This is a genomic window from Stenotrophomonas sp. SMYL86, assembly GCF_036320025.1.
Classification (GTDB): Bacteria; Pseudomonadota; Gammaproteobacteria; order Xanthomonadales; family Xanthomonadaceae; genus Stenotrophomonas; species Stenotrophomonas maltophilia_A.
The window spans coordinates 117,384-143,169 of the sequence record NZ_JAWIRU010000001.1 but is presented as its reverse complement, the minus strand read 5'-3'; the positions used below and the strand labels follow the sequence as shown (position 1 = coordinate 143,169).

The window sequence follows — 25,786 nt, the reverse complement described above, 5'->3', positions numbered from 1 at the left end:
CTTGAAGTCATGGAAGGGGCGCGCGCCGGCCACAGTCGTGGTCGGTGCCGGAAGGTCGGATCTGCAGGGTCACCGGCTGCGGCAGCGCGGCGGCATCGCGCGCCAGCACCAGGCCCTGCAGCGCCTGCAGCAGGCGCGCATCGCGGCGGGCGCTGCCACTGCCTGAGAGCAGCTCGGGCGCATGCACCTGGCCCTCGCCGTCGACGCGGAAGCGCAGCGTTGCGGCATAGCGGCCGGGCGCGATCTCGGGGTCGTCACAGAACGCCGCACGCAGCCGCTGCTGCAGGCCGCCGTAGCGACGCCGACGTTCGGCATCCGGGAGCTCGGCGCCAATACCGGGTTCGGCTGCCGCGGGCGTGCCCCGGCGCAGCACCACGCGCTGCTCGCCGATCACCTCGGCCTCGATACCGGAATCCTGCAGCAGCATCTGCAAGGCAGGCAGCGGCGCAAGGCTGGCGCGCAGCGCATGGCTGCTACGGCCGGCGGCAAGATCGCCCGGGTACATCACCGACCACCCGCTGATGACGCTGAAGCGCTCGACCGCCTGCTCCAGCGGCTGCGCAGGGATGTCGTAGGCATGAACACCGTCCTGCGCCACAGCGGCAAAGGACAGCAGCAGCCATGCGGCGATGGCCACCTTCCAAGTTCTGACCGCATGGTGTCCATTCAGCCCCCTGACGTAGAACACATGACCCTCGGCAGCGACAGCAGCTGCAGTGGACGCGCGCCACGACCGGAACCCCGGCCCGCGCGCGACCAGCAAGCGGGCTCAAACCGTACCGGGGGCACATGTCATTGCGATGACCGCCGCCCACGGCCGACCGTCGGGCCAGCCTTCCTGGAGCCAGTCACGGATCAGGCATCAAGGAATCGAACAGACCATATCCTCCAGGCGTGGGGTCAGAGCCCGTTGCACAGCAACGGGATCCGACCCCGACAGGTCGCGGGGAACTGTCAGGCGCGGGGCGGTGTGGGCAGGCAGGACCGTTGGCGCCATGGATGGCGCCATCGAGCCCCCATGGATGGGTCTACGGCGTGTCCTGCCTGGCCACACCGCCCCGCCGCCCTGGGAACATCGCCGTTGCAGTTGCTTCGGCCGTTGCCTCTGCGGGTGCCGGGTGCAACCCGGCCGCAAACCCCATCCCTCAAAGCGGCAACTGGGTCGTCTGCTTGATCCGCTGCATCGGGATCTCGGTCTTGGTGTTCTGCACCCCGGCGATCCGGTTCAGGTGCTGCATCTGGAACTGCCGGTAGGCATCCAGATCGGCCACCGCCACCCGCAGCAGGAAATCGCAGTCACCGGCCATCAGATGGCATTCAAGCACTTCCGGGAACGACTTGATGCTGTTGATGAAGTGGTTGGTGGTGTCCTCGTCCTGCCCGCGCAGCCACACTCGCACGAACACCGTGAAGCCACGACCCACCTTCGCCTCATTCAGCAGGGCCACGTAGCGGTCGATGTAGCCGCCCTCCTCCAGCAGCCGCACCCGCCGCAGGCAGGCCGAGGGCGAAAGGCCCACCAGCCGGGCCAGCTCCAGGTTCTGCAGCCGTCCGTCACGCTGCAGGGCATCGAGGATGCGGCGATCGAGGTTGTCGAGCTGATACTGCACGGGATTTCACCTTTGGCGACCTTGGCCGCATGGAATCTCAATATTCCCGAATCGAATGGCATCAACGCAACCCGATTTCGCGATTGGACCGCTAGCATGGGCCACCCCCACCTCGTTGTGCCGTTCCATGGACGCCCGTACCACCCTCCCCCTGCCCGACACCTGCGATACCGCGCCGCGTGCCGAATTCCTGCGCGGACTGCGCGCTGCCGTGCCGGTGATGATCGGCTTCATTCCCTTTGCCCTGGTGCTCGGCGCCCAGGCCGCCCAGAAAGGCCTCAGCGCCCTGGAAGTGCCGCTGATGACCGGCCTCAACTTCGCCGGCGGCTCGGAGTTCGCCGCCGTCGAACTGTGGACCTCGCCGCCGCATATCGCGCTGATCGTGGCGATCACCGCGCTGGTCAACAGCCGCCACCTGCTGATGGGCGCCAGCCTGGCCCCGCTGCTGCAGCACCTGCCGCGCCGCCGCGTGCTGCCGGCACTGTTCTTCATGTGCGACGAGAGCTGGGCGATGGGCGTGGCCGATGCGCGCCGCCGTGCGCTCGGCTTCAGCCTGGCCTATTACCTGGGCGTGTCGGCAGGCCTGTATACGGTCTGGGTCGCCTGCACCGCGCTGGGCGCGATCGTTGGGCCGATGCTGGGCGACATCCACGCCTACGGCTTCGACATGGCCTTCCCGGCCGTGTTCCTGGTGCTGCTGCGCGGCATGTGGCAGGGCATGAAAGCAGCGCGTCCGTGGCTGGTCAGCCTGGTGGTGGCCGCGGCCACCTACCTGCTGGTTCCCGGCGCCTGGTACGTGGCCAGCGGCGCGCTGGCCGGCCTGGCCGCAGCCTGGCTGCTGGCGGAGGACGCGGCATGATCTTCAACGGACTGATCCACTGGACCTCGGTGCTGACCATCGTGCTGATGGCCGCTGCCACCTACCTGACCCGCATCATCGGCTTCCTCGCGCTGCGCAACCGCACGCTGAGCAAGCGCGCAGTGACGGTGATGGAAGCCGCGCCGGGCTGCGTGCTGATCTCGGTGATCGCGCCCGACTTCGTCGCCGACAAGCCCGCCGACCTCGCCGCGCTGGCGATCACCCTGCTGGCCGCCACGCGGCTGTCGATGCTGCCGACCGTGCTGATCGGCGTGGTCTCGGCGGGTGTACTGCGCTATCTGATGGGCTGACGCGCTCGCCGTTCCTGTTCTCCCTGCGACACCCGGTCGCAGTCGATCCCGCCACCCGCTTGATCAATGTCAAACCGCCCGCCGCCGTGCGGGCGTATTTCTATGCAGGACCCGAACACGCCGGCGTTACCGGCATCCACAAGGACCCTGCGATGAGCTACACACCCGACAACGCCCAGCTGCTGAATGCCATGCAGAACGTCATGGTGATCTCCACCACCGACCTGCAGGGCAACATCACCTACGCCAATGACCTGTTCTGCGCGCTCACCGGCTTCGCCCGCGAGGAGCTGATCGGCCAGCCGCACAGCATCGTGCGCCATCCGGATGTGCCCAAGGCGGTCTACAAGGACATGTGGGACACCATCAAGGCTGGCAAGACCTGGACCGGCATCGTGCCCAACCTCGGCAAGGGTGGCGTGCTCTACGTGGTCGACACCACCGTGCAACCGCTGTTCGACGCCGACGGCAGCATCACCTCGTATATCAGCATCCGCCGCGTGGTGAACGACCTGATGCAGAACTACGACCTGGTCGAGTTCAGCAAGGAAAAGTTCGACGACTTCTACGAGGCCGCGTGAACGCCCTCCCGACCAGTACGCCCTTCAGCCGCCTGCTGGTGGGTTTCGCGTCCGAGTCGGGCAATGCCCGCGCCCTGGCCCAGCGCCTGGGCGCGGACCTGCAGCCGCACGCGCCGCAGGTGCTTCCGTTCAACGACATCGACGTAGCCAGCCTCGGCCACGGCGATGTGCTGCTGGCGATCTCCAGTTCCTTCGGTGACGGCGAACCGCCGGCCAACGGCGAACAATTCTTTGAAACCCTGCGCCAGACTCCGACACTGAGCGGCCTGCGCTATGCAGTGTTCGGCCTCGGCGACACCGGCTACCCCAGCTTCTGCGGCTTCACCAAGGCACTGGATGCGGCGCTGAGCGAGCGCCAGGCGCAGCCATTGCTGCATCGCGTCGATGCCGACCTGGGCTACGAGCAGTTCTTCCAGCAATGGCAGCCGGTGCTGGGCCAGGTGCTGGATGGCGACGCGAACGCTGGCCAGGACCTGCACCTGCAGGTCACTGCCTATGGCGAAGACAACGCCTTTGCCGCCCCCATTCTCGAACGCCGCCGCTTGAACAGCAGCGACCCGGCCGCCTGGCACCTGCAGCTGGACATTGCCGGCAGTGGCATGGCGTACCGCGCGGGCGACACCCTGCATGTAGTACCCGAGAACGACCCTGCCCTGCTGCAGGCATTGGCCACCTGGTATGGCGACACTGCCGCCGTGACCGCCCTGCATGACCGCGAGCTGCGCCTGCTGAGCAAGGGCGTGCTGCGCGAACTGGCCAGGCTCGGCGGCAGCGAGGTGCTGAAGGGCCTGCTGAAGGTCAGCCAGAAACGCGAGCTGGAAGCCTACCTGCACGGGCTGGACGTGCTGGACGTGCTGCAGGACCACGCTACCCCGGACAGCGTGCCGCTGGCCCGCCTGCACGAGCTGCTGTCACCGCGCCTGCCGCGCGCCTATTCGATTGCCTCGCACCCCTGCAACGACCAGCTGAGCCTGTGCGTGCGCGAAGTACGCTACACCCTGCGCGGCCGCGAGCGCGTTGGCACAGCCACCGGCAGCCTGCTGCACGGTGGCGACCATGCCCGTGTGTACTGCCGCTCCAACCCCGGCTTCCATCTGCCCGATACCGGCGAAGCCCCCCTGTTGCTGGTCGGCACCGGCACCGGCATCGCACCGTTGATGGGGCTGATGCAGGAGCTGCAGGCCAGCGCCTGCGCGCGCGAAGTGCACCTGGTGTTCGGCGAGAAGCACAGCCAGCACGATTACCTGTACCGCGAACAGCTGCAGGACTGGCACACGCGAGGCGTGCTGGCCGGCCTGCATACTGCATTCTCGCGCGACGGCGCCGAAAAGGTCTATGTGCAGCATGTGCTGCAGCAGCGCGGCGATGACGTGCGCGATGTACTGGCCCGCGGTGGGCATCTGTACCTGTGCGGCAACAAGAGCCACCTGGAAAGCGCGGTGCGCGAGGCCATCGATGCCATCGGTGGTGAAGGGCGCTGGGACGCGCTGCGGGGTGAAGGCCGCACGCACTGCGAGCTGTATTGATCCATTCCAGTGGAGTGCGCGACCGCGGGAAGGGTAGAGCCGGCCGCTGGCCGGCTGCGCTTCGCACCATGAAGCTGCCGGCCAGCGGCCGGCACTACCAGACCGCTCTACATCGGCACGCCCACGATAACGCTCGACGCCTTGAACAGTACTGTTGCCGTGCTGCCTTCGCGTAGTTCCAGCGCTGCGGTACTGCCGCAGGTGATCACCGCCACCACGCTGCAGCCATGGCCGATGTCCACCACCACCTCGTCATTCACCGCACCCTCGGTGATCCGCTCCACCGTGCCGGCGAACTGGTTGCGCGTCGAGTAGCGCGCATCCTCGCCCTGCGCCACGATCACCGACGAGGCTTTCACCAGCGCATAGGCCGGCACGCCCACCGCCAGCCCCAGCGACTCCACGCTGCCATGGGTGATGGTGGCCACCAGCGCCAGGCCCGGTGCCACTTCGATCTGCACTTCATCATTCACCGCACCGGTGGCCAGCGCGCTGACCCGGCCATGGAACTGGTTGCGTGCACTGGTAATCATGCCAATTCTCCGGATCAGGGCCAGGTCCTCGTCCAGCCCGGGGGTGGCCTGCAACGACTGCAGGAACGTACGGTGCGCGCGCTCGACCTCCTCGAAACGGGCGATCAGCTGGTGGCCGCGCCCGGTCAGTCGTGCACCGCCACCACCACGGCCGCCCACGCTGCGCGCGACCAGCGGTTCGCCGGCCGCGGTGTTCATCGCGTCCACCGCGTCCCAGGCGTTCTTGTAGGTCATGCCCATGCGCTTGGCGGCCTGGCTGATCGAGCCACACGCATCGATCAGGCCCAGCAGCGCGAAGCGTCCGCGGCCACCCACGCTCTGCCCGGCAATGCTCAGCCACAGGTTGCCCTGCAGCTCCAACGGCGGCTCGGCCTCACTCATCGTGCTTCGATCCCTGCGTTCGCGCGAGCGCCCAGTGTACGGCGTGGCCGCCCTGCCCCGGGCTTGATATCGATCAAGGTGGCCTTGCCGGCCAGCGCCGAGAATCCCCGGGTCGGTCATCAAGTTGACCCCTGCCAACCGTTATATCATCTTGGATATAACGAACCCGAGGACTCGCGAGGATGCGTACCTGTCGTTTCGTTCTACCCCTGTCCGCCCTGCTGCTCCCGCTTGCCGCCACCGCGGCCGACACGGCCTCGCCGCCGGTGTTCAGCCTGGGCACGATCGACGTGCATGCCGAGCGCGGCACGTCGCCCACCGTGGCCGAACGCAGCCTCGACGCCGAACGCATCCAGCAGCTCGACCGCAACACGGTCGGTGATGCGGTCAGCGTATTGCCGGGCGTGAGCCTGGCGCGCAACTCGCGCAACGAGGACATGGTCTACCTGCGCGGCTTCGATGCGCGCCAGGTGCCGGTGTTCCTCGATGGCATTCCGCTGTACGTGCCCTATGACGGCTACGTGGACTTCGGCCGTTTCACCACCTTCGACCTGGCCGAGATCCAGGTCGCCAGCGGCGGCGCCTCGCTGCTGTACGGGCCAAACATCCTCGGTGGTGCGATCAATCTGATCAGCCGCCGCCCCGAGCGCCCGCTGGAAGGCGATGTGCGGCTGGGCATCGCCGATGGCGGCGAGCGCAAGGCGGCGGTCAATCTCGGCGGTCGTCGTGGCGACTGGTACTTCCAGCTCGGTGCGTCGATCCTGAAGGCCGATGAGTTCCCGCTGCCGAAGGGCTTCGTCGACTACAAGCGCGTGCCCACCGACACCGGCAGGGACCGGCGCAACGCCTCGCGCGACGACCGCCGGCTGTCGTTCAAGCTGGGCTACACCCCGCGCGAAGGCGACGAGTACGCAATCGGCTACGCGCGCCAGGACGGCGAGAAGGACAACCCGGTCTACACCGGCACCGCGCGCAGCGGCATCCGCTACTGGCGCTGGCCGTGGTGGGACAAGGACAGCCTGTACTTCATCGGCAACACCCGGCTGGGCGAGCACACCACGCTGCGCACCCGCGTCTACCGCGATACCTATGGCAACGGCCTGGATGCCTACACCGACGGCAGCTACCAGGTGGCGATGGACAACAGCAGCTTCCCCAGCATCTACGATGACCGCGCCGTGGGCGGCTCGGTGACCCTGGCCACGACGGCGCTGCCGCGCCAGGAACTGCAGTTCGCGATCCACTACAAGGAAGACCAGCACAGCGAGCGCAACCCGCACTCGCCGCCCAAGGACTTCCGTGATGTCACCGCCTCGGTGGCGATCGAGGACCGCATCGCGCTGACCGACACCTCGCACCTGCGCGTGGGTATCGGCCATGACCGCCGCGATGCCAAGCGCGTGTACTTCTGGCCGACCGGCAGCACCGATGCCACCAACGCCGTGCTGGAGTACGTGCAGCAGCTGGCACCTGACCAGCAGTGGTACGCAAGCGCCGCGCGGCGTACGCGTTTCCCGACCATCAAGGACCGCTATTCCGCGCGCATGGGTTCAGCCCTGCCCAATCCGGACCTGAAGGCCGAGCATGCGACCCACTTCGAAGTGGGCCTGCGTGGCCGCTGGTGGGAGGGCGGCCAGCTGCAGGCGGCGCTGTTCCAGAGCCGCATCGATGACCTGATCCAGAACGCCGTGGTGGCCTCGCGCGAATGCGGCGGCAGCACCTGCAACCAGGCGCAGAACATCGGCAAGGCCCGCCACCAGGGCGTGGAACTGGGCCTGCGCCAGCGCATCGGCGACGACTGGGACGTGCAGACCAGCTACACCTGGCTGCGCCGCACCAACCTGGAAGACCGCAGCGTGGCCCTGCTCGACAGTCCGCGCCAACGGCTGTTCATGGCGGTGGGCTGGCAGCTGCTGCCGCAGTTGAAGCTGCAGGCCACGCTGGAAGCCGAACAGGGCCGCAGGGTCAGCTACGCCGATGCCGCACGCCCGGTACGCGAGCTGCCCGGCTATGGCATCACCGGCCTGAAGGCCAGCTGGAGCCCGCGCGACGCCTGGGATTTCGACCTCGGCGTGCGCAACATCGGTGACAAATGGTACGAACTGGCCGACGGCTACCCGATGCCGGGCCGCACCTGGTTCGCCAATGCCAACTGGAGGTTCTGAGCATGAGCGCCACACAGCCACCACGCATCGCGGCCATCGTGCATGACCACAGCGGCGAGCCCGATGCCCTGCTGGCCGCGTTCGCCGCACGCCAGCTGGCCGCCGGCCACCGCGTGCGCGGGCTGGTGCACCTGCCGCACGAACCCACCGCCAACGGCAACAAGCGCATGGCACTGATGGACGTGACCGATCCCGGTTCGCGTTATCCGATCAGCCAGGCGCTGGGCCCGGCCTCCTGTGGCTGCAACCTGGACCCGGGCGGCATCGCCGATGCCAGCGTGGTGCTGCGCCGCGCGTTGCAGGACCACGCCGCGCTGGCCATTGCCAACCGTTTCGGCACGCTGGAATCGGAAGGGGGCGGCATGGCCGATGAGCTGCTGGCGCTGATGCTGGCCGGCATCCCGTTGTTGACTGCGGTGAAGCTGCCCTACCTCGACGCGTGGCGCCAGTTCACCGGCGGCATGGCCGTCGAGCTGCCTGCCGATGACGCGGCGTTGCAGGCCTGGTGGGATGCCTGCCGCACCGCACCGGAGGCCGCCGCATGAGGCGGCGCGCCCTGCTGCAGGCATTCGCGCTGGCACCGTTGCTGGTTGCCAATGCCAAGCTGCTGGCGATGCCGGCGCAGCGCGTGCTGCGGCTGGGTGCGCCCAAGGCCACGCCCAAGCGCGTGTTCGCTGCCGGTCCGCCGGCTGCGGTACTGCTTGCCGCGGTGGCACCCGAACGCCTGCTCGGTTGGCCGATGAAGGTATCGCCCGAGGCACTGGCGCAGCTGCCGGCGTCGCTGCGCACGCTGCCGGTGGTCGGTCGCCTGGCCGAGCGCGGCAGCACGGTCAGCCTTGAACGCCTGCTGGCAATGCAGCCGGACCTGGTGCTGGATGCCGGTGACTTCGATGCCAATTACCGCGACTCTGCCGAGAGGGTCTGGAAGCAGACCGCGATTCCGTTCGAGCTGATTGCCGGCCGCCTGCCCGATCATCCGGCGCAGCTGCGCCACGTCGGCAGGCTGCTGGGCGTTGCCGCACGCGGCGAAGCGCTGGCCCAGGCGGCCGAGGCGCAGCTGGCACTGGTACGTGAGGTGCTGGCGACACGTCCCGCTGCGACACGGCCCACGGTGTATTACGGGCGTGGCAGCGACGGCCTGGAAAGTGGACTGTCCGGTTCGATCAACACCGAAGTCATCGAGTTCTGTGGCGGCCGCAACGTGGCCGCCAGCGCCGGTGCCGGCGGCCTCGCCCGCGTGTCGTTCGAGCAACTGCTGGCCTGGGATCCGGACGTGATCCTGACCCAGGATGCCGGGTTCGCTGCTCGTGCAACAGAGGACCCGCGCTGGCGCGCCTTGCGTGCCGTGCGAGAGCGTCGCCTGCACTGCGCGCCGGTATTGCCATTCGGATGGCTGGATGGTCCGCCCGGTGTCAACCGCCTGCCCGGCCTGCCGTGGCTGCTGTCCAGGCTGCATCCCGGTGCGGCGCCCGCGCTGGCACCCGCCGCACTCCACGCGCGCATCGGCGCGCTGCATCAGCTGCTGTGGGGCCAGCCACTGCCCGCCGCGCTGGCACGCAGCCTGGATGCGAACGTCTGAGCATGCGCACGCTTCCACGTTGGGCCTGGCATACCGGTGGCTGGAGCCTGTTGCTGGCAATGCTGTTGCTGGCGTTCTCGGTCGGTCAGTTCCCAGTGCGCCCGGCGGCGCTGCTGCATGCCATCGGCTGGCAGCTGTTCGGCATCGGCGAACCCAGCCCGCCTGCAGTGCAGGCCGCGCTCTGGCACATCCGCCTGCCACGCGTGCTCGCCGCCATGCTGATCGGCGCGGTACTGTCGGCAGCCGGCGCGGCCTACCAGGCCATGTTCCGCAATCCACTGGTGTCGCCGGACATCCTCGGCGTCTCCGCCGGCGCCGGTCTGGGTGCTTCGCTGGGCCTGTTCCTCGGTCTACCGATGCTGCTGGTGCAGGGCATTGCGTTTGCGGGCGGGTTGAGCGCAGTGGGCCTGGTCTGCCTGGTGGCAGCGCTGGTACGGCGGCACGATCCGGTCCTGGTGCTGGTGCTGGCCGGCGTCGCGGTGTCGGCGCTGCTCGGTGCCGGCATCTCCTTGCTGAAGCTGCTGGCCGATCCGTACACGCAGCTGCCGTCGATCACCTTCTGGCTGCTGGGTGGCTTGAACGCGGTGGTCATCGACGACCTCAAGGTCACCGCGCCATTGCTGCTGATCGGGCTGTTGCCGCTGGTGCTGCTACGCTGGCGGGTGAACCTGCTCGGCCTGGGTGATGAAGAGGCCAGCGCGCTGGGCGTGGCGGTCACCCCGCTGCGCTGGACGCTGATCGCCGCCGCTACGCTATGCACCGCCGCGGCGGTGTCACTGGCCGGCATCATCGGCTGGGTCGGGTTGGTGGTTCCGCATATCGCTCGGCTGCTGGTCGGCGCTGATTTCCGCCGCCTGCTGCCGGCCAGCCTGCTGCTCGGTGCCAGCTTCCTGCTCGCCGCCGATACACTGGCACGCACCCTGGCGCCGATCGAACTGCCACTCGGCATCCTCACCGCCTTCGTCGGCGTGCCGTGTTTCCTGCTGGTGCTGGCACGCAGCGAGCGTCGCCCATGAATGCGGCGGCCCCGCTTCTGGAAGCCCGTGGTCTGGTCATCGGCTATGCCGGCGTGGCACTGGGCGCGCAGTTTGCACTGTCGGTGCAGCCCGGCGAGGTGCTGTGCCTGCTTGGTCCGAACGGCTGTGGCAAGACCACCCTGTTCCGCACCCTGCTCGGCCTGCTGCCTGCCGTATGCGGCGAAGTGGACCTGCAGGGCACGCCGCTGCGCGCGCATGATCGCGCCGCCCGTGCCCGCCGCATGGCGTACGTACCGCAGGCCGCGCCACTGCCCTTCGCCTGGCGCGTGCGCGAGGTGGTGGCCATGGGCCGCGCCGCGCACCTGGGCCTGCTGTCCGCACCTGGCCGCGCCGACGAGGCCATCGCCGATGACTGCCTGTGCGAACTGGGCCTGCAGGCGCTGGCCGAACGCACCGTCACTACGCTCAGTGGTGGTGAGCGCCAGCTGGTGCTGATTGCGCGCGCACTGGCCCAGCAGGCGCAACTGCTGGTGATGGATGAGCCCACCGCGAGCCTCGACTTTGGCAACCAGCTGCGCATCCTCGACACCGTGCGCCGCCTGGCCGACCGTGGCATCGGCGTGCTGCTGTCCACCCATCAACCGCAGCACGCGCTGCAGGTGGCTGATCGCATCGCGTTGATGTCCGCTGGCAGCCTGCAGGTGCTCGGTCCTGCCCGCGAGGTCGCAACGCCCGAGCGCCTCGCCACCCTGTATGGCGTCGATGCCGCACGCGTCGCCGCCGCCCTGCCCGCTTCTGGAACGCCACTATGAGTACCCCCCTACCGACCCCGATCGACCACAGCGCACGCTACCGCCAACATCTGCAGGCCTGTGGTTTCCAAGCCAAGCCGGCCAGTGCCTGGGATACGCGTGCCGCACAGTCCAGCTGGAAGCGGCGCCACGATGACTACAGCGAGGCATTCCTCGACCGGCTTGATCTCAGTGGCGTGGCCACGGTGCTGGATGTCGGCTGTGGCCCCGGCCTGCTGAGCCTGCCGGTTGCCGCACAGGTGGGCCATGTGCACGCGCTCGACTACAGCACCGGCATGCTCGACGGACTGCGCGCCGCGATCACCCGCGACGGCATCGGCAACATCACACCGTGGGCACTGTCGTGGACCGATGACTGGCGCGACGTGCCGCGTTGCGATCTTGCGATTGCCTCGCGCTCGTTGATGGTGCCGGATCTGGAGGCCGCGCTGCGCAGGCTGGATGCGCACGCCCGCCAGCGCGCCTGCATCACCTTCGCTACTGGCCCCCGGGCCGGCGTACCGGAGCTGGCCGAGTTGCTTGGCCGTGACTGGGTGCCGATGCCCGACCATCGCTACCCGATCAACATGCTGCTGGACATGGGGCGCGAGCCGCAGGTCGACTACCTGCCCGAATCAGTGCGTGATGTCGCACAGGATGCCGATGGCCTGGTGCGCCAGGCAGTGGAACTGTTCGGTGCGCTGGATGCGGATGAGGAAGCACGCGTGCACGCATGGCATGCCCGCTCACCCCAGCATCGATTCGGCATGGCGCCAACGCGACGCTGGGCGTTCATCCAGTGGGCGACGAACGGTTAAACCGGTAGAGCCGGCCGCTGGCCGGCTGCCCCGGATTCCATGGTTGCCGGCCAGCGGCCGGCACTACCATCAGATGTAGCCATTCATCGCCTGAGCGTCGCTGAACCCCTGAACCGGTAGAGCCGGCCGCTGACCGGCTGCTCCGGATTCCATGGTTGCCGGCCAGCGGCCGGCACTACCATCAGCTGTAGTCAACCCTCGCCTGTGCGTCGCTGAACCCCTGAACCGGTAGAGCCGGCCGCAGGCCGGCTGCCCCAGATTCCGTGGTTGCCGGCCAGCGGCCGGCACTACCATCAGATGCAACCATTCATCGCCTGAGCGTCGCGGAACTCCTGAACCGGTAGGGCCGGCCGCTGGCCGGCTGCTCCGGATTCCATGGTTGCTGGCCAGCGGCCGGCACTACCATCAGAAGTAGCCATTCATCGCCAGTGCGTCCATCGCGGGTCAATCGCCGACGATGCGACCATCCACCACGCGTGCTACCTGCTGGCCGAACATGGCCACATCCTGCGGGTCGTGGCTGATCAACAGCAACGGAATACCAGTCTTGTCCAGCACGGTCTCAAGCTCCTGGCGCAGGTGCTGGCGCAGATCATGGTCCAGCGCGGAGAACGGCTCATCCAGCAGCAGCGCCTGCGGCTGCGTCACCAGGGCGCGTGCCAGTGCAGTGCGCTGGCGCTGGCCACCGGAGACCTGCGACGGTAGAAGATCACCGACCGTGTCGATGCGGAATGCGTGCAGCCACTGCTCCACCGCATCGAAGCGCTGGCCAGCCCGCGGATTCAACCAGCCCTTCTGCAGACCGAACGCCACGTTCTGGCGCACGCTCAGGTGCGGGAACAGCGCGTAATCCTGGAACACGTAGCCCAGCCGGCGGCGCTGCGGCGGCAGGTCCACGCCGGCCGCCGCGTCAAACAAGGTCTGCCCCTGCAGGCGCACGTGGCCCTGGCCCGGCCGCAGCAGCCCGGCCACCGCCTTCAGGGTCAGGCTCTTGCCGGCGCCCGAGGGGCCGAACAGCACTACCTGCCGCTGCGTGCACTGCAAAGCTACGTCCAGCATGAAATCCTGGCTGGCCGCCTGCAGTCGGCGCTGCACCTGCAGGTCAAGCCACATCACGCAGCTCCCGGCGACGCCCGCCCACCAGCCGTGCGGCCAGCAGCAGGATCACGATGCACACCACCGAGGTCAGGATCACCAGCGCATTGGCCTTACCGTCCTGACCGGCCTGCACCGCTTCGTAGATGGCGATCGACAACGTCTGCGTGCGGCCCGGAATGCTGCCGGCCACCATCAGGGTGGCGCCAAACTCGCCCATCGCGCGCGCGAAGGCCAGCAGCAGGCCGGCGAGGATGCCGCGCCAGGCCAGCGGCAGCGTGATGCGGAAGAACACCGCCGCTTCGGACACACCGAGCGTACGTGCGGCCTGTTCCAGCTGTCCGTCCACTTCCTCGAACGCCGCGCGTGCCGGCTTGAACACCAGCGGCAGCGAGGCCACTGCGGCGGCGATCACTGCAGCCTGCCAGGTAAACACCAGGTTGATGCCAAACCACGACTGCAGCCACGCGCCGATCGGTCCGTTACGGCCGATCAGCACCAGCAGGTAATAGCCCAGCACTGTTGGCGGCAACACCATCGGCAGGGTCAGCAGCGAATCCAGCAGCTCGCGGCCGGGAAATCGCCGCCGCGCCAACAGCGCGCCCAGTGCCACGCCCAGCACCAGATTGATCGCGGTGGCCCAACCGGCCACCTTCAGCGACAACCCCAGCGCGCTCCAGTCGAGATCCATGCCTCAGGGCTTGCCGAACCCGTGCCTGGCCAGGATCGCCTGGCCCTGTGCCGAACGCACGAAGGCGGTGAAGCGCTTGGCTTCAGCCGGTTGCGTACTGGCCTTGGTCACCGCCAGCGGATAGGCAATGCGCCCCGCCACAGGCACCGCGAAAGCGCGGCGCACGCGGTCGGGCATCGCCTGCGCATCGGTGGCATAGACGAAGCCGGCATCCACTTCACCACGCGCCACGTAGTCCAGCGACTGGCGCACGTTCTGGGTGGTGATGACCCTGCCCTGCACCGACGGCCACAGGCCCGCCGCTTCCAGCGCGCCCTTGGCGTAGCGACCGACCGGCACGCTGTCCGGGTTGCCCAGTGCGATGCGCTGCACGCCGGCACCGGTCAGGTCCTTCAAGCTACGCGGCGCGACCTTGGCCTGCGGCGGCACCACCACCCACAGCGCGTTCACCGCGAATACCTCGCGGGTGCCCGCCGCCAGCAGGTCCTGCTGCTGGGCCTGGTCCATCGTGGTTTCATCGGCCGAGGCGAACACGTCCACCGGCGCGCCACGACTGATCTGCTGCAGCAGCACGCCTGAGGCGGCGAAGTTGAAATCGACCTTGGTTCCCGGGTGCGCCTTCTCATAGGCGGCGCCGAGTTCGCGGAAGCTCTCGGTCAGGCTCGATGCCGCCGACACCGTCAGCTCGGCCGCCCAGGCTGGCAGCGTGGCCAGCAGTCCCAGCAACAACAGTCCAGCGCGTTTCATCGTCGGCTCCCGGCCAGGTTCAGTTCGGATCGGATTCGTCAGCCACCGCCAGCGCCGCCAGGCGCTCGGGCTGCAGCAGCAGGATCTCGCGCTGCTTCACCGCGATGATCCCATCATCGCTCAGGCGGCGCAGCACGCGGCTGGCGGTTTCCGGCGCCATCCGCAGGTAGTTGGCGATCTCGGTACGCGCCATGGTCAGGTTGAAGCGCGTGGCGGAAAAACCGCGCCGCGCGTAACGCTCGGACATGTCCAGCAGGAACGCCGCCATGCGCTCTTCGGTACGGTGATTCGCGGCCAGCGTGGCGACCTTGCCGATCTCCGCACTGAGCAGGCTGAACAGCTTGGCCTGCAGCCCCGGCATGCGTGTGGCCAGCAGGCTCAGCTTGGGGAACGAGATGCGGCACAGGTGCACGGTGTCCAGCGCCACCGCATTGCAGGGGAAGCGCGAACCGTGGATCGCATTGAGGCCGATCACTTCGCCCGGCAGGCTGAAGCCCAGCACCTGCTCGTTGCCCTGGCTGTCATCGACGAAGGTCTTGACCATACCGGCGCGCACCGCAGCAATCGAATCGAACGATTCGCCAGCGCGGAAGATGTAGTCACCCGCATGGAACGGGCCAACGTGGTCGACCAGGACGTGCAGATCGCCCAGCGCGGTCTTGTCATAACCCTGCGACATGCAGGCATCGGAAAATGCACAGGTACTGCAGAAGTGCAGCGCGTCGCCATCATCGGCGGCGGCGGGGTTCGGCGTGGCCCGGCCGAGGCGACCCTGGGAAGGCGGAGTTGAAGACATCGGGGCAGGACTCAAGCGATGGCGGCCGCCGGCCGGAAGCATGCGGCCATCATACGCCACAGCAACCGCCCTTCTTCGGCCAGCCGCAGCACACGTGCATCCCACTGCGCCCAGCCGCGCGCCAGCAACGGCGACAGCGCCGGCAGCTGTTCGGCGAAGCATTCCTCGAATGGTTCATCATTACGCCACTCGAAGGCGGCCGCATCGAGGGCATGGTCGCAGGCGATGCTCTGTGCCACCTCGGCCGCCATCCGCTCGTCCTCGGACAGGATCAAGCCCGCGGCCACACCCATGTGACCGGACTGCAATCGCTCCCGCCATTCGCCCAACTCATCCTCCAGGCGGTAGAACACCTCGCCGATCTGGCTGCAGGCGGACAGGCCAAGCCCGATGAAATCGCTGCGGTCGCGGCGTGGCACGCCGGCCAGGTCACAATGGCGCTGGCCGTCACCGGGCCCATGCGGGTTCGGCAGGTCGCCGCGTTGATAGTGATCGCCACCGATCGGCTCGTAGCCGGCATCGCGCAGCAGGCGCCAGGCCTGTAGCCAATGCGCTGCCGACGGACGCTGCGGCAGCGCGCACGGTGCCGGCAGCAGGATGCGCTCGGGTGCTTCGGCCAGCACTTCGTGCAGGCGCTCGATGAAACCCACATCCTCAGACCCAGGTACCCGAAGCTGGTAGTAGCGCGCGGTGAAGCCGACCTGCCGCGCCTGTGCCAGCAGGGTCGGCCCCGGCGCATCGGCACGGTCGATCACGTTCAGGCGGGTGCAACCCACCGCGCGCAGCTGCGCCGGTGACAGCGCGCTGCCGGCGTCCAGCCGCACCTCCACCTGCGGGCGCGCCACCGTGCGCAGGTGCTGCGGCACCGCATCCAGCAGCTGGCCCAGCTGGGGTGGTGGCAAGGTCTCGGCCAAGCCCAGCTGCAACACCATCGCCACGACTTCGCGGTCCTCGGCCAGGGCATCGGCCTGCAGCTGCAGGGCCAGCAGCAAGGTGTCCAGATACGCCTGCGGCGGCACATCGCGACCACCCCGACCGGCCTGAAAGCCGAGCGTCAACCCACGCGGAATCAGGTGCTCGTTGCTGGCGCGCACGGCGGCGCGCCAGCCGCTTTCGCCAAAGCCGGTGCTGAACTGGTCAGCCGGCGGAAACAGCACGTGCCGGGGCTGCCGCAGCAATGCCGCCTGCAGCGCAGTGTCCTCACTCTCATCGACGTGGAAGCTCATGGCACACATCTTCGGGTGTTCCTCTTCGCGTGGCCCTGATTGAAATCAAGCGTGGCGCATCGGTCGGTTCATGCCGGCCAGCGGCCGGCACTACCCTTTCGCCCGCTACCCGGTAGTGCCGGCCGCTGGCCAGCAACCCCCTTCACCTGCCGCGCACCCGCTCGGCGGCGGCCGCATCGATGGCTTCGGGCAGGTCGGTCTCGCGGTCGATCTGCGGGAAGTGACGGCGTTCCATGCGACGGATCGCAAAGTGCATCCACGCCAGTGCAGCCGCCACCAGCACGAACAGCAGCATGAAGCAGCTGCTCCAGATGCCCACCGCATCGTTCAATGCCCCGAACACGATCGGCAGGATGAAGCCACCCAGGCCGCCGATCATGCCGACCACACCGCCCACCGCACCCACGTGCTGCGGGTAGTACACCGGAATGTGCTTGTAGACCGCGGCCTTGCCCAGTGACATGAAGAAGCCCAGCACGAACACCAGCACGGTGAACATCACCACACCGATGGCCAGATGGAAGTGGATTGGGCCATGGATGCCCTTCACCACGTACTCGGTGTCCGGGTAGGCCAGCAGGAAGGTGCAGATGGCCGACACGCCGAAGGTCCAGTACATCACCCGGCGCGCCCCCATCCGGTCCGACATCCAGCCCCCGACCACGCGGAACAGACTGGCCGGGATCGAGTAGCACGCCGCCAGCATGCCGGCGTGGCCCACGTCCATGCCGTAGGCGCCCACCAGGTAGTGCGGCAGCCACAGCGCCAACGCCACGAAACCGCCGAACACGAAGAAGTAGTACAGCGAGAACCGCCACACCTGCAGGTTTTTCAGCGGCGCCATCTGCTCGGCGAACGGCACCGGCTTCACGCCCTCGCGGCGACGCTGCTCCAGCGAGGGGTCTTCCTTGCTGAGGAGGAAGAACAACACCGCCGTGACGGCCAGCGCGACCGCCCAGACCTTGGCGACCATGGTCCAGCCGGCGGCCACCATCACCAGCGGCGCCAGCAGCTTGGTCACCGCCGAGCCGATGTTGCCGGCACCGAAGATGCCCAGCGCAGTGCCCTGCTTGCTGGCCGGGAACCACTTCGATACGTAGGCCACGCCCACCGAGAAGTTGCCGCCGGCGATGCCCACGCACAGCGCGGCGATCAGGAACTGGGTGTAGGTCTGCGCGTAGGTCAGCATCCAGGTGGCCACGGCGCCACACAGCATCACCAGCACCATCACCTTGCGGCCACCGAACTGGTCGGACCAGATGCCAAGGAACACGCGGCTGACCGAGCCGGTCAGTACCGGCGTGGCGATCAACAGCCCGAACTGGGTGTCGCTCAATCCGAGCTGTTCGCTGATCTGGATGCCGATGATCGAGAAGATCATCCACACCGCAAAGCACACAGTGAAGGCGAACGTGCTCAGCCACAGCGCACGCTGCTGCTGCCCGGCACTGGCGGGGGCAAGGGCCTGGTTCATGGGGTCTCCTCGTTCAATGGGGGTCAGCCGATATCCGCGTCGGCTTCGATCTCGTCCAGCCCGCGCACCGGGTAGCGTTCCTGCAGCTGCAGCAGGTAGGCCTGCACCTCGCGCTGGCGTACCTGCAGTTCCAGGTAATCACGCAGCTGCGGCAGCACCGCCGCGAACGGCTGTGGCTGCCCTTCCTCGCGGGCATCGACGCAGACCACGTGGTAGCCCCAGCGCGATTCCACCGGGAAACCGGCCAGGCCCTCGCGCAGGCGGAACACCTGGCGGTCGAACTCCGGCGTGGTCTGCCCACGCTGCAACCAGCCCAGGTCGCCGCCCTCGCTGCTGGACGGGCAGCGCGAATGGCGCAGGGCGAAATCGGCGAACAGGTGCGGCGACTCCTTCAGCAGTCCGACCAGCCGCTCGCCTTCGGTGCGTGCGGCGAAGCGCCCGGCCACGTCGTCGGCCGGCGCAGCCAGCAGGATATGGCGCAGGCGCACGCGATCGGGCGAGCGGAAGCGCTCCGGGTTCTGCTCGAAGTAGCGGCGGCAGTCCTCATCGGTCGGCACACGGTCTTCGATCGCGTCTTCCAACAGTTGCTGGATCAGCACTTCCTCGTCGCTGACCCGGTTGCCCTCCGGTGCCTGCAGCCCCAGCCGCTGCGCTTCCAGCCGCAGCAGCTCGCGCACCACCAGTGCACGTGCCGCTTCGGCGCGTGACTGTTCCGGGCGCATCGCCCGGTGGTGCTGCATCTCGCGGGCGATGTCGGCCTCGCTGATCGCGGTCTCGTCCACGAACAGCCGGCACGGTGCCGGCTGCCCGAGCGAGCGCGGCCCCTGCTCTGCCGCGTCGTGGTGATGCGAATGCGCCTCGGCAGGCACCGGTGCGGCGGAGTCGATCACAGTGATCGGCAGGAATTTCGGCAGGCTGCCCATGGTTTACTCCCGCGGACCGTAGCGCAACGTGGCCTGGCGGCGGCGCACCACCTGGTACGGCCGCCACAGGTAGCTGATCGGGATGCTCCACACGTGCACCAGGCGGGTGAACGGCGCGATCAGGAACAGGGTCAGGCCCAGGAAGATGTGCATCTTGTAGACCCAGCTGACGCCCTCGATGTAGTCGGCGGCACCGGCGCGGAAGGTCACGATGTGCTGCGCCCATTCGGCCAGCTGCACCATCACCCCACCGTCCAGGTGGCCGGACGAGATGCGGATGCTGTACAGGCCCAGGCACAGCTGGGCGAACAGCAGCACCAGCACCAGTGTGTCACCGAAGCTGCCGGTGGCCCGTACCCGCGCGTTGAACAGGCGGCGTACCAGCAGGATGCTGATGCCGATGAAGCACAGCGCGCCGAACACACCACCGACCACCATCGCCAGCATCTGCTTCTGCGACGAGGTGATGAAGTGCTCGTACACCGCGTGCGGGGTCAGCAGGCCGACCAGGTGGCCGCCGAGGATGGCCAGGATGCCGATGTGGAAGCAGTTGCTGCCGATCCGCATGCCCTTGTCCGACAGCATCTGGCTGGAGCCGGTGCGCCAGGTATACATGGCCTTGTCATAGCGGGCCCAGCTGCCGATCAGCAGCACCGCCACGGCGATGTACGGGTAGTACTGGAAGGCGAATTGATGCAGGGAGTAACTCATGGCTGGACCTCTCGATGCGAAGGACGGGCCGGCGAACGCACGGGGGGCTTGCAGTCTTCGGCGGGGGCTTCGGCGCCGAAGCGCACCGCCTCCTCCTCCCACAAGCGGTCCATGGCCTCGGCGGTATCGTCGCGGACTTCTTCGCTGGCACGCTGGCGCAGCGCCTGCAGATCGGCCTTGCCGTCACCGGCTTCGACCAGGATCTCGAACAGCACCCGGTGCGGCAGCTCACGCTCGGCGGCACGCGCCGCCAGCATCCCGGCGATATGGCCGATGTGGTGCAGCCACTCGCGGGCCTCGCTGCCGGGGCGATGGGCCAGGAACTCCAGCAGCAGCGGCAGGTAGTCCGGCAGCTCGCGTGCATCCAGTTCGAAGCCGTTGCGGCGGTAGGTCTCGACCAGATCGACCATCGCCTGGCCGCGGTCGCGCGACTCGCCATGGATGTGTTCGAACAGCAGCAGGCTCATCGAGCGACCTCGGTCGAAACTGGCCAGCCACGCCGCCTGCGCATCCAGCGCATCGGTGTCCAGCAGCTGCTGCACGAAGCTGCGCAGCTGCTGGCGGCGGGCGGTGTTCAGCGCCGGGTCGTCGCAGGCGGCGAGCAGTTCCTCGCCGTGCTGCCACAGTTCTTCGCGGGGGTAATCCAGCAGCACCCCAATCAGCTTGAGCACGCTCATCACACCACCTCCTTGCGGCGATGGTTCGGACCCTTGTCCACCACGAAGGTGGTGCTCTTGCGCTGGCCGAACAGGTCGGCCGGGCTGTCACCGTTGCAGCCGTTGCCGAAGGTGAAGCCGCAGCCGCCGCGCTCGCCGAAGGCATCGTTGGCGTATTCGCGGTGGCCGGTCGGAATCACGAAACGGTCCTCGTAGTTGGCAATGGCCAGGTAGCGGTACATCTCTTCCACCTGGGCGATGCTCAGCCCGGTCTGTTCCAGCACCGCGGTGTCTTCCACGCCATCCACGTTCTTGGCCCGGCGCCAGGCACGCATCGCCATCAGACGCTCCAGTGCGCGTACCACCGGCGCTTCGTCACCCGCCGTCAGCAGGTTGGCCAGGTAGCGCATCGGAATACGCAGCGAGGCCACGTCCGGCAGCTCACCGCTCATGCCCACGCGACCACGTTCGGCGGCCGACTGGATCGGAGACAGCGGTGGCACATACCAGACCATCGGCAGCGTGCGGTATTCCGGGTGCAGCGGCAGCGCCAGCTTCCAGTCGATCGCCAGCTTGTACACCGGCGACTGCTTGGCCGCATCCAGCCAGCTGTCCGGGATGCCCTCGGCGCGCGCGGCGGCGATCACCGCCGGGTCATTCGGGTCCAGGAAGATATCCAGGTGGGCCTGGTACAGGTCCTTCTCGGCGGCCACCGAGGCGGCCTCAGCGATCCGGTCGGCGTCGTACAGCATCACGCCCAGGTAGCGGATGCGGCCCACGCAGGTTTCCGAACACACGGTTGGCTCACCCATCTCGATGCGCGGGTAGCAGAAGATGCACTTCTCCGACTTGCCGCTCTTCCAGTTGTAGTAGATCTTCTTGTACGGGCACGCCGACACGCACATGCGCCAGCCGCGGCACTTGTCCTGGTCGATCAGCACGATGCCGTCTTCCTCGCGCTTGTAGATCGCACCCGACGGGCAGGCCGATACGCACGCAGGGTTCAGGCAGTGCTCGCACAGGCGCGGCAGGTACATCATGAAGGTCTTCTCGAAGGCGCCGTAGATCTCCTTCTGCACCTGGTCGAAGTTGTAGTCGCGCGAGCGCTTGCTGAACTCAGAACCGAGGATCTCCTCCCAGTTCGGGCCCCACTCGATCTTCTGCATGCGCTCGCCACTGATCAGCGAACGCGGCCGCGCGGTGGGCTGGTGCTGGCTGTCCTTGGCGGTGTGCAGGTTCTGGTAGTCGAAATCGAACGGCTCGTAGTAGTCGTCGATCTGCGGCAGATCCGGATTGGCGAAGATCTTGGCCAGCATGCGCCAGCGGCCACCGGCGCGTGGCACCAGCTTGCCGGCGCGGGTACGCACCCAGCCGCCGTTCCACTTGTCCTGGTTTTCCCATTCCTTCGGGTAACCGATGCCCGGCTTGGTTTCCACGTTGTTGAACCAGGCATACTCGACGCCCTCGCGCGAGGTCCAGACGTTCTTGCAGGTGATCGAGCAGGTATGGCAGCCGATGCACTTGTCCAGGTTCAGCACCATCGCGATCTGTGCACGGACCTTCATCACACCACCTCCTTGCTGGCCGATGCCGAAGCACCAGCGGGCTGCTCATCGTCCAACCAATCGATCTTGTCCATCTTGCGCACGATCACGAACTCGTCGCGGTTGGTGCCGCAGGTGCCGTAGTAGTTGAAACCGTAGGCCAGCTGCGCGTAGCCGCCGATCATGTGGGTGGGCTTGAGCACAATGCGGGTCACCGAGTTGTGGATGCCGCCGCGGGTCCCGGAAATCTCCGAGCCCGGCACGTTGATGATGCGTTCCTGGGCGTGGTACATCATCGCCATGCCCGGCATCACGCGCTGGCTGACCACCGCACGCGCGGCGATCGCACCGTTGACGTTGAACAGCTCGATCCAGTCGTTGTCGACGATGCCGGCGCTGCGTGCGTCGTCCTCGCTGATCCACACGATCGGGCCACCCCGCGACAGCGTCTGCATGATCAGGTTGTCGCTGTAGGTGCTGTGGATGCCCCACTTCTGGTGTGGCGTGATCCAGTTCAGCACAATCTCCTTGTTACCGTTCGGGCGCTGGTTCAGCAGCGGCTCCACCGTGCGCGTGTTGACCGGCGGCCGGTAGCCCATGAAGGCCTCGCCGAAGTCGATCATCCACTCGTGGTCCTGGTAGAACTGCTGGCGACCGGTCACCGTGCGCCACGGAATCAGCTCGTGCACGTTGGTATAGCCGGCGTTGTAGCTGACGTTGTCGTCCTCCAGGCCCGACCAGATCGGCGAAGAGATGATCTTGCGCGGCTGTGCCTGGATGTCACGGAAGCGGATCGCCTCGTGCTCCTTGCCCACCGCCAGGTGGGTGTGCTCGCGGCCGGTGAACGTGCCCAGCGATTCCCACGCCTTCACTGCGACGTGGCCGTTGGTCTCCGGCGCCAGGTGCAGGATCACCTCGGCCGCGTCGATCGCGGTCGAAATGGCCGGACGGCCCTGGCTCACGCCCTCGTCGTGCACGGTGTGGTTGAGCTTGCCGAGGAATTCGACTTCGTGCTTCGTGTCCCAGCTCATGCCCTTGCCGCCGTTGCCCAGCTTGTCCAGCAGCGGGCCCAGCGAGGTGAACTTGCGGTACAGATTGGGGTAGTCGCGCTCCACCACCGTCATCGACGGCATGGTCTGGCCCGGGATGGCCTCGCACTCGCCCTTCTTCCAATCAGCCACGCCGAACGGCATGCCCAGCTCGTTGGGGGTGTCATGCAGGGTCGGCACCAGCACCAGGTCCTTCTCCACGCCCAGCACACCGGGCGCCATCTCACTTACGGTGCGGGCAACTTCCTTGAAGATCTCCCAGTCGCTGCGCGATTCCCAGGCCGGGTCCACCGCCTTCGACAGCGGGTGGATGAACGGGTGCATGTCCGACGTGTTGAGATCGTCCTTCTCGTACCAGGTGGCCGTGGGCAGCACGATGTCCGAGTACAGCGCGGTGGTGCACATGCGGAAGTCCAGCGTCACCAGCAGGTCGAGCTTTCCTTCCGGCGCTTCGTCACGCCACGTCACCTCCTCCGGCTTGACCGCGCCCATCTCGCCCAGGTCCTTGCCCTGCAGGCCATGGCGCGTCCCCAGCAGGTGCCGCAGCATGTATTCGTGGCCCTTGCCCGAGGAACCGAGCAGGTTCGAGCGCCAGATGAACATCATCCGCGGATGGTTCTGCTGTGCATCCGGATCGGCGAAGGCGAAGTCCAGCGAGCCGTCCTTGAACTTGCCCAGCGCGTAGTCGGCCGGGGCAACACCCGCCGCTTCGGCCTCGCGTACCAGCTGCAGCGGGTTGCGGTCCAGCTGCGGCGCACACGGCAGCCAGCCCATGCGCACCGCGCGCAGGTTGAGGTCGGCCAGGCTGCCGCTGTACTTGCTCGCATCCGCCAGCGGCGACAGCAGCTCGTCCACCTGCAGCTTCTCGTAGCGCCACTGCCCGGTGTTGAAGTAGAAGAACGAGGTGCCGTTCATGTGACGCGGCGGCCGGCTCCAGTCCAGGCCGAAGGCCAACGGCTGCCAGCCGGTCTGTGGGCGCAGCTTTTCCTGGCCCACGTAATGCGCCCAGCCGCCACCGGTCTGGCCCACGCAACCGCACATGATCAGCATGTTGATCAGGCCGCGGTAGTTCATATCGTTGTGGAACCAATGGTTCATGCCGGCGCCGACGATGATCATCGAACGGCCATGGGTCTTGTCGGCGGTACGGGCGAACTCGCGGGCGATCTCGATCACTTCCGCACGCGACACGCCGGTGATGCGTTCCTGCCAGGCCGGGGTGCCCGGCACCATGTCGTCGAAGCTCGATGCCACGTTGCCGCCGCCAAAGCCACGGTCCACGCCATACTGGGCCAGCAGCAGGTCGTAGACCGTGGCCACCAGTGTCTCGCCACCCTCGGCCAGGGCCAGTCGACGCACCGGGATGTTGCGCTCAAGCACGTCGTCGGCCGGCGCAGCGGTCCAGCCCTCCGACTCGATGCCACCGAAGTACGGGAAGCTGACCGCCTCGATGCCCTCATGGGCGTCGGCCAGGCTCAGCCGCAGGCGCGTATCGGCGCCATTGCTTTCCTTCTCCTCGATGTTCCACTTGCCCTTCTCGCCCCAGCGGAAACCGATGGAGCCATTGGGCACCACGATCTGGCCGCTGGTCTCGTCCAAAGCCAGCGTCTTCCAGTCCGGATTATTGGCTTCACCCAGCCCGCCCAGTTCACTGGCACGCAGGAAACGGCCCGGCACCAGGCGACCGTCGTCGCGGCGCTCCAGGCGCACCAGCATCGGCATGTCCGAGTACTGGCGGCAATAGTCCTGGAAGTACTGCGAGGGCGAATCGACGTGGAACTCGCGCAGGATCACATGGCCGAAGGCGAACGCCAGCGCCGCATCGGTGCCCTGCTTGGGGTGCAGCCAGTGGTCGGTCAGCTTGGCCAGCTCGGAATAGTCCGGGCAGATCGCCACCGTCTTGGTGCCGTTGTAGCGCGCCTCGGTGAAGAAATGCGCATCGGGCGTGCGCGTCTGCGGCACGTTCGAGCCCCAGGCGATGATGTAGCGGCTGTTGTACCAGTCGGCCGATTCCGGCACGTCGGTCTGCTCGCCCCAGATCTGCGGCGAGGCCGGCGGCAGGTCGCAGTACCAGTCATAGAAGGACAGGCAGGCGCCGCCCAGCAGCGACAGGTAGCGCGCGCCGGCGGCGTAGGACACCATCGACATCGCCGGAATCGGCGAGAAGCCGACCACGCGGTCCGGGCCGTACTGCTTCACCGTGTACAGGTTGGAGGCGGCGATGATCTCGTTGGCCTCTTCCCACTGCAGGCGCACGAAGCCGCCCATGCCGCGGCGGGTCTTGTACGAACGCGCCTTCTCCTTGTCCTCCACGATGCTGGCCCAGGCATCGACCGGGCCCTTGCTCTTGCGCGCCTCGCGCCACAGGCGCAGCAGCGTGCCGCGGATCAGCGGGTACTTCAGCCGGTTGGCGCTGTACAGGTACCAGGAATAGCTGGCGCCACGCGGGCAGCCACGCGGTTCATGGTTGGGCAGGTCCGGGCGCGTTCGTGGGTAGTCGGTCTGCTGGGTTTCCCACGTGACCAGGCCGTTCTTGACGTAGATCTTCCAGCTGCACGAACCCGTGCAGTTAACGCCGTGGGTGGAACGCACGATCTTGTCGTACTGCCAGCGGGCGCGGTAACTGTTTTCCCAGTCGCGGCCCTCGCTCTTGGCGAATCCGTGGCCATCGGCAAAGGTCTGGGGGTCACGCTTGAAGAACTGCAAGCGATCGAGGAAATAACTCATCGGGGGTCTCCCTTTG

General features: G+C 67.4%; 24 protein-coding genes. 10 read left to right on the top strand and 14 right to left on the bottom strand.

Annotated elements, in window-relative coordinates:
* Positions 1–7: 7 nt before the first annotated feature.
* Both V3B64_RS00665 and V3B64_RS00660 read right to left on the bottom strand, forming a co-directional pair.
* Entirely contained in the window at positions 8–688 is a 681-nt protein-coding gene (locus V3B64_RS00665) for a TonB-dependent receptor (RefSeq protein ID WP_329913351.1), read from the bottom strand.
* Positions 689–1,145: 457 nt separating this feature from the next.
* The gene (locus V3B64_RS00660) at positions 1,146–1,610 is read right to left on the bottom strand and encodes an Lrp/AsnC family transcriptional regulator (RefSeq protein ID WP_005413654.1); all 465 of its coding nucleotides are present in this window, start codon (positions 1,608–1,610) and stop codon (positions 1,146–1,148) included.
* A 127-nt stretch (positions 1,611–1,737) separates the two neighbouring features.
* On the opposite strand from V3B64_RS00660, the gene V3B64_RS00655 reads away from it, so the two are divergent.
* The 4 genes from V3B64_RS00655 (at position 1,738) to V3B64_RS00640 (ending at position 4,887) form a co-directional block, all read left to right on the top strand.
* Positions 1,738–2,469 carry an AzlC family ABC transporter permease gene (locus tag V3B64_RS00655; RefSeq protein WP_014037422.1) on the top strand — a complete coding sequence of 244 codons (732 nt, stop codon included), beginning with the start codon at positions 1,738–1,740 and terminating at the stop codon, positions 2,467–2,469.
* On the top strand, positions 2,466–2,780 hold the full coding sequence (locus tag V3B64_RS00650; protein WP_032128129.1) for an AzlD family protein: 315 nt from the start codon (positions 2,466–2,468) through the stop codon (positions 2,778–2,780). The genes V3B64_RS00655 and V3B64_RS00650 overlap by 4 nt, the downstream gene beginning before the upstream one ends.
* Positions 2,781–2,932: 152 nt before the next feature.
* A complete protein-coding gene (locus V3B64_RS00645; RefSeq protein WP_329913350.1) occupies positions 2,933–3,361 on the top strand; it encodes a PAS domain-containing protein in 429 nt (142 codons plus the stop codon).
* Positions 3,358–4,887 (top strand): sulfite reductase flavoprotein subunit alpha, encoded by a 1,530-nt coding sequence (locus V3B64_RS00640; RefSeq protein WP_329913349.1) that lies wholly within the window; start codon positions 3,358–3,360, stop codon positions 4,885–4,887. The genes V3B64_RS00645 and V3B64_RS00640 overlap by 4 nt, the downstream gene beginning before the upstream one ends.
* A 107-nt stretch (positions 4,888–4,994) precedes the next feature.
* On the opposite strand, the gene V3B64_RS00635 is transcribed toward V3B64_RS00640, so the two are convergent.
* Positions 4,995–5,801, bottom strand: a complete 807-nt coding sequence (locus tag V3B64_RS00635; protein ID WP_329913348.1) for a TOBE domain-containing protein — start codon at positions 5,799–5,801, stop codon at positions 4,995–4,997.
* A 182-nt stretch (positions 5,802–5,983) separates the two neighbouring features.
* Between V3B64_RS00635 and V3B64_RS00630 the strand changes: the two genes are divergently transcribed.
* Genes V3B64_RS00630 through V3B64_RS00605 form a run of 6 tightly spaced genes read left to right on the top strand, consistent with a single transcriptional unit; the run spans position 5,984 to position 12,131 of the window.
* On the top strand, positions 5,984–7,966 hold the full coding sequence (locus V3B64_RS00630; RefSeq protein ID WP_329913347.1) for a TonB-dependent receptor: 1,983 nt from the start codon (positions 5,984–5,986) through the stop codon (positions 7,964–7,966).
* A 2-nt stretch (positions 7,967–7,968) separates the two neighbouring features.
* Positions 7,969–8,511 (top strand): DUF2478 domain-containing protein, encoded by a 543-nt coding sequence (locus V3B64_RS00625; protein WP_329913346.1) that lies wholly within the window; start codon positions 7,969–7,971, stop codon positions 8,509–8,511.
* Positions 8,508–9,545, top strand: coding sequence for an ABC transporter substrate-binding protein (locus V3B64_RS00620; RefSeq protein WP_329913345.1), 1,038 nt, complete (start codon positions 8,508–8,510; stop codon positions 9,543–9,545). Before V3B64_RS00625 ends, V3B64_RS00620 begins: the two co-directional genes overlap by 4 nt.
* Before the next feature lie 2 nt (positions 9,546–9,547).
* Positions 9,548–10,561, top strand: a complete 1,014-nt coding sequence (locus V3B64_RS00615; RefSeq protein ID WP_329913344.1) for an iron ABC transporter permease — start codon at positions 9,548–9,550, stop codon at positions 10,559–10,561.
* A complete protein-coding gene (locus tag V3B64_RS00610) occupies positions 10,558–11,334 on the top strand; it encodes an ABC transporter ATP-binding protein (protein ID WP_329913343.1) in 777 nt (258 codons plus the stop codon). The genes V3B64_RS00615 and V3B64_RS00610 overlap by 4 nt, the downstream gene beginning before the upstream one ends.
* Positions 11,331–12,131: a class I SAM-dependent methyltransferase gene (locus V3B64_RS00605; RefSeq protein WP_329913342.1), complete on the top strand. Its 801-nt coding sequence runs from the start codon at positions 11,331–11,333 to the stop codon at positions 12,129–12,131. The genes V3B64_RS00610 and V3B64_RS00605 overlap by 4 nt, the downstream gene beginning before the upstream one ends.
* Before the next feature lie 444 nt (positions 12,132–12,575).
* Here V3B64_RS00605 and V3B64_RS00600 read toward each other — a convergent pair whose 3' ends face one another.
* From V3B64_RS00600 to V3B64_RS00550, 11 genes are all read right to left on the bottom strand, one after another.
* Positions 12,576–13,244, bottom strand: coding sequence for an ATP-binding cassette domain-containing protein (locus V3B64_RS00600; RefSeq protein ID WP_329913341.1), 669 nt, complete (start codon positions 13,242–13,244; stop codon positions 12,576–12,578).
* The gene (gene modB / locus V3B64_RS00595; protein WP_006371078.1) at positions 13,234–13,917 is read right to left on the bottom strand and encodes a molybdate ABC transporter permease subunit; all 684 of its coding nucleotides are present in this window, start codon (positions 13,915–13,917) and stop codon (positions 13,234–13,236) included. The genes V3B64_RS00600 and modB overlap by 11 nt, the downstream gene beginning before the upstream one ends.
* Before the next feature lie 3 nt (positions 13,918–13,920).
* Entirely contained in the window at positions 13,921–14,664 is a 744-nt protein-coding gene (gene modA / locus V3B64_RS00590) for a molybdate ABC transporter substrate-binding protein (protein ID WP_329913340.1), read from the bottom strand.
* Between the two features lie 19 nt (positions 14,665–14,683).
* Entirely contained in the window at positions 14,684–15,460 is a 777-nt protein-coding gene (locus V3B64_RS00585) for a helix-turn-helix domain-containing protein (RefSeq protein WP_012511268.1), read from the bottom strand.
* 11 nt (positions 15,461–15,471) lie between these two features.
* Complete coding sequence (locus V3B64_RS00580; RefSeq protein ID WP_329913339.1) at positions 15,472–16,686, bottom strand: coproporphyrinogen III oxidase; 1,215 nt, start codon at positions 16,684–16,686, stop codon at positions 15,472–15,474.
* A 142-nt stretch (positions 16,687–16,828) separates the two neighbouring features.
* Complete coding sequence (locus V3B64_RS00575) at positions 16,829–18,160, bottom strand: nitrate/nitrite transporter (protein ID WP_329913338.1); 1,332 nt, start codon at positions 18,158–18,160, stop codon at positions 16,829–16,831.
* Positions 18,161–18,183: 23 nt separating this feature from the next.
* A complete protein-coding gene (locus V3B64_RS00570) occupies positions 18,184–19,083 on the bottom strand; it encodes a peptidylprolyl isomerase (protein WP_329913337.1) in 900 nt (299 codons plus the stop codon).
* Positions 19,084–19,086: 3 nt separating this feature from the next.
* Complete coding sequence (gene narI / locus V3B64_RS00565) at positions 19,087–19,794, bottom strand: respiratory nitrate reductase subunit gamma (RefSeq protein ID WP_010485313.1); 708 nt, start codon at positions 19,792–19,794, stop codon at positions 19,087–19,089.
* Positions 19,791–20,471, bottom strand: coding sequence for a nitrate reductase molybdenum cofactor assembly chaperone (gene narJ / locus V3B64_RS00560; protein ID WP_134950719.1), 681 nt, complete (start codon positions 20,469–20,471; stop codon positions 19,791–19,793). The genes narI and narJ overlap by 4 nt, the downstream gene beginning before the upstream one ends.
* On the bottom strand, positions 20,471–22,015 hold the full coding sequence (gene narH / locus V3B64_RS00555) for a nitrate reductase subunit beta (RefSeq protein WP_049401269.1): 1,545 nt from the start codon (positions 22,013–22,015) through the stop codon (positions 20,471–20,473). Before narH ends, narJ begins: the two co-directional genes overlap by 1 nt.
* Positions 22,015–25,770 carry a nitrate reductase subunit alpha gene (locus tag V3B64_RS00550; protein ID WP_329913336.1) on the bottom strand — a complete coding sequence of 1,252 codons (3,756 nt, stop codon included), beginning with the start codon at positions 25,768–25,770 and terminating at the stop codon, positions 22,015–22,017. The genes narH and V3B64_RS00550 overlap by 1 nt, the downstream gene beginning before the upstream one ends.
* Between the last annotated feature and the right edge of the window lie 16 nt (positions 25,771–25,786).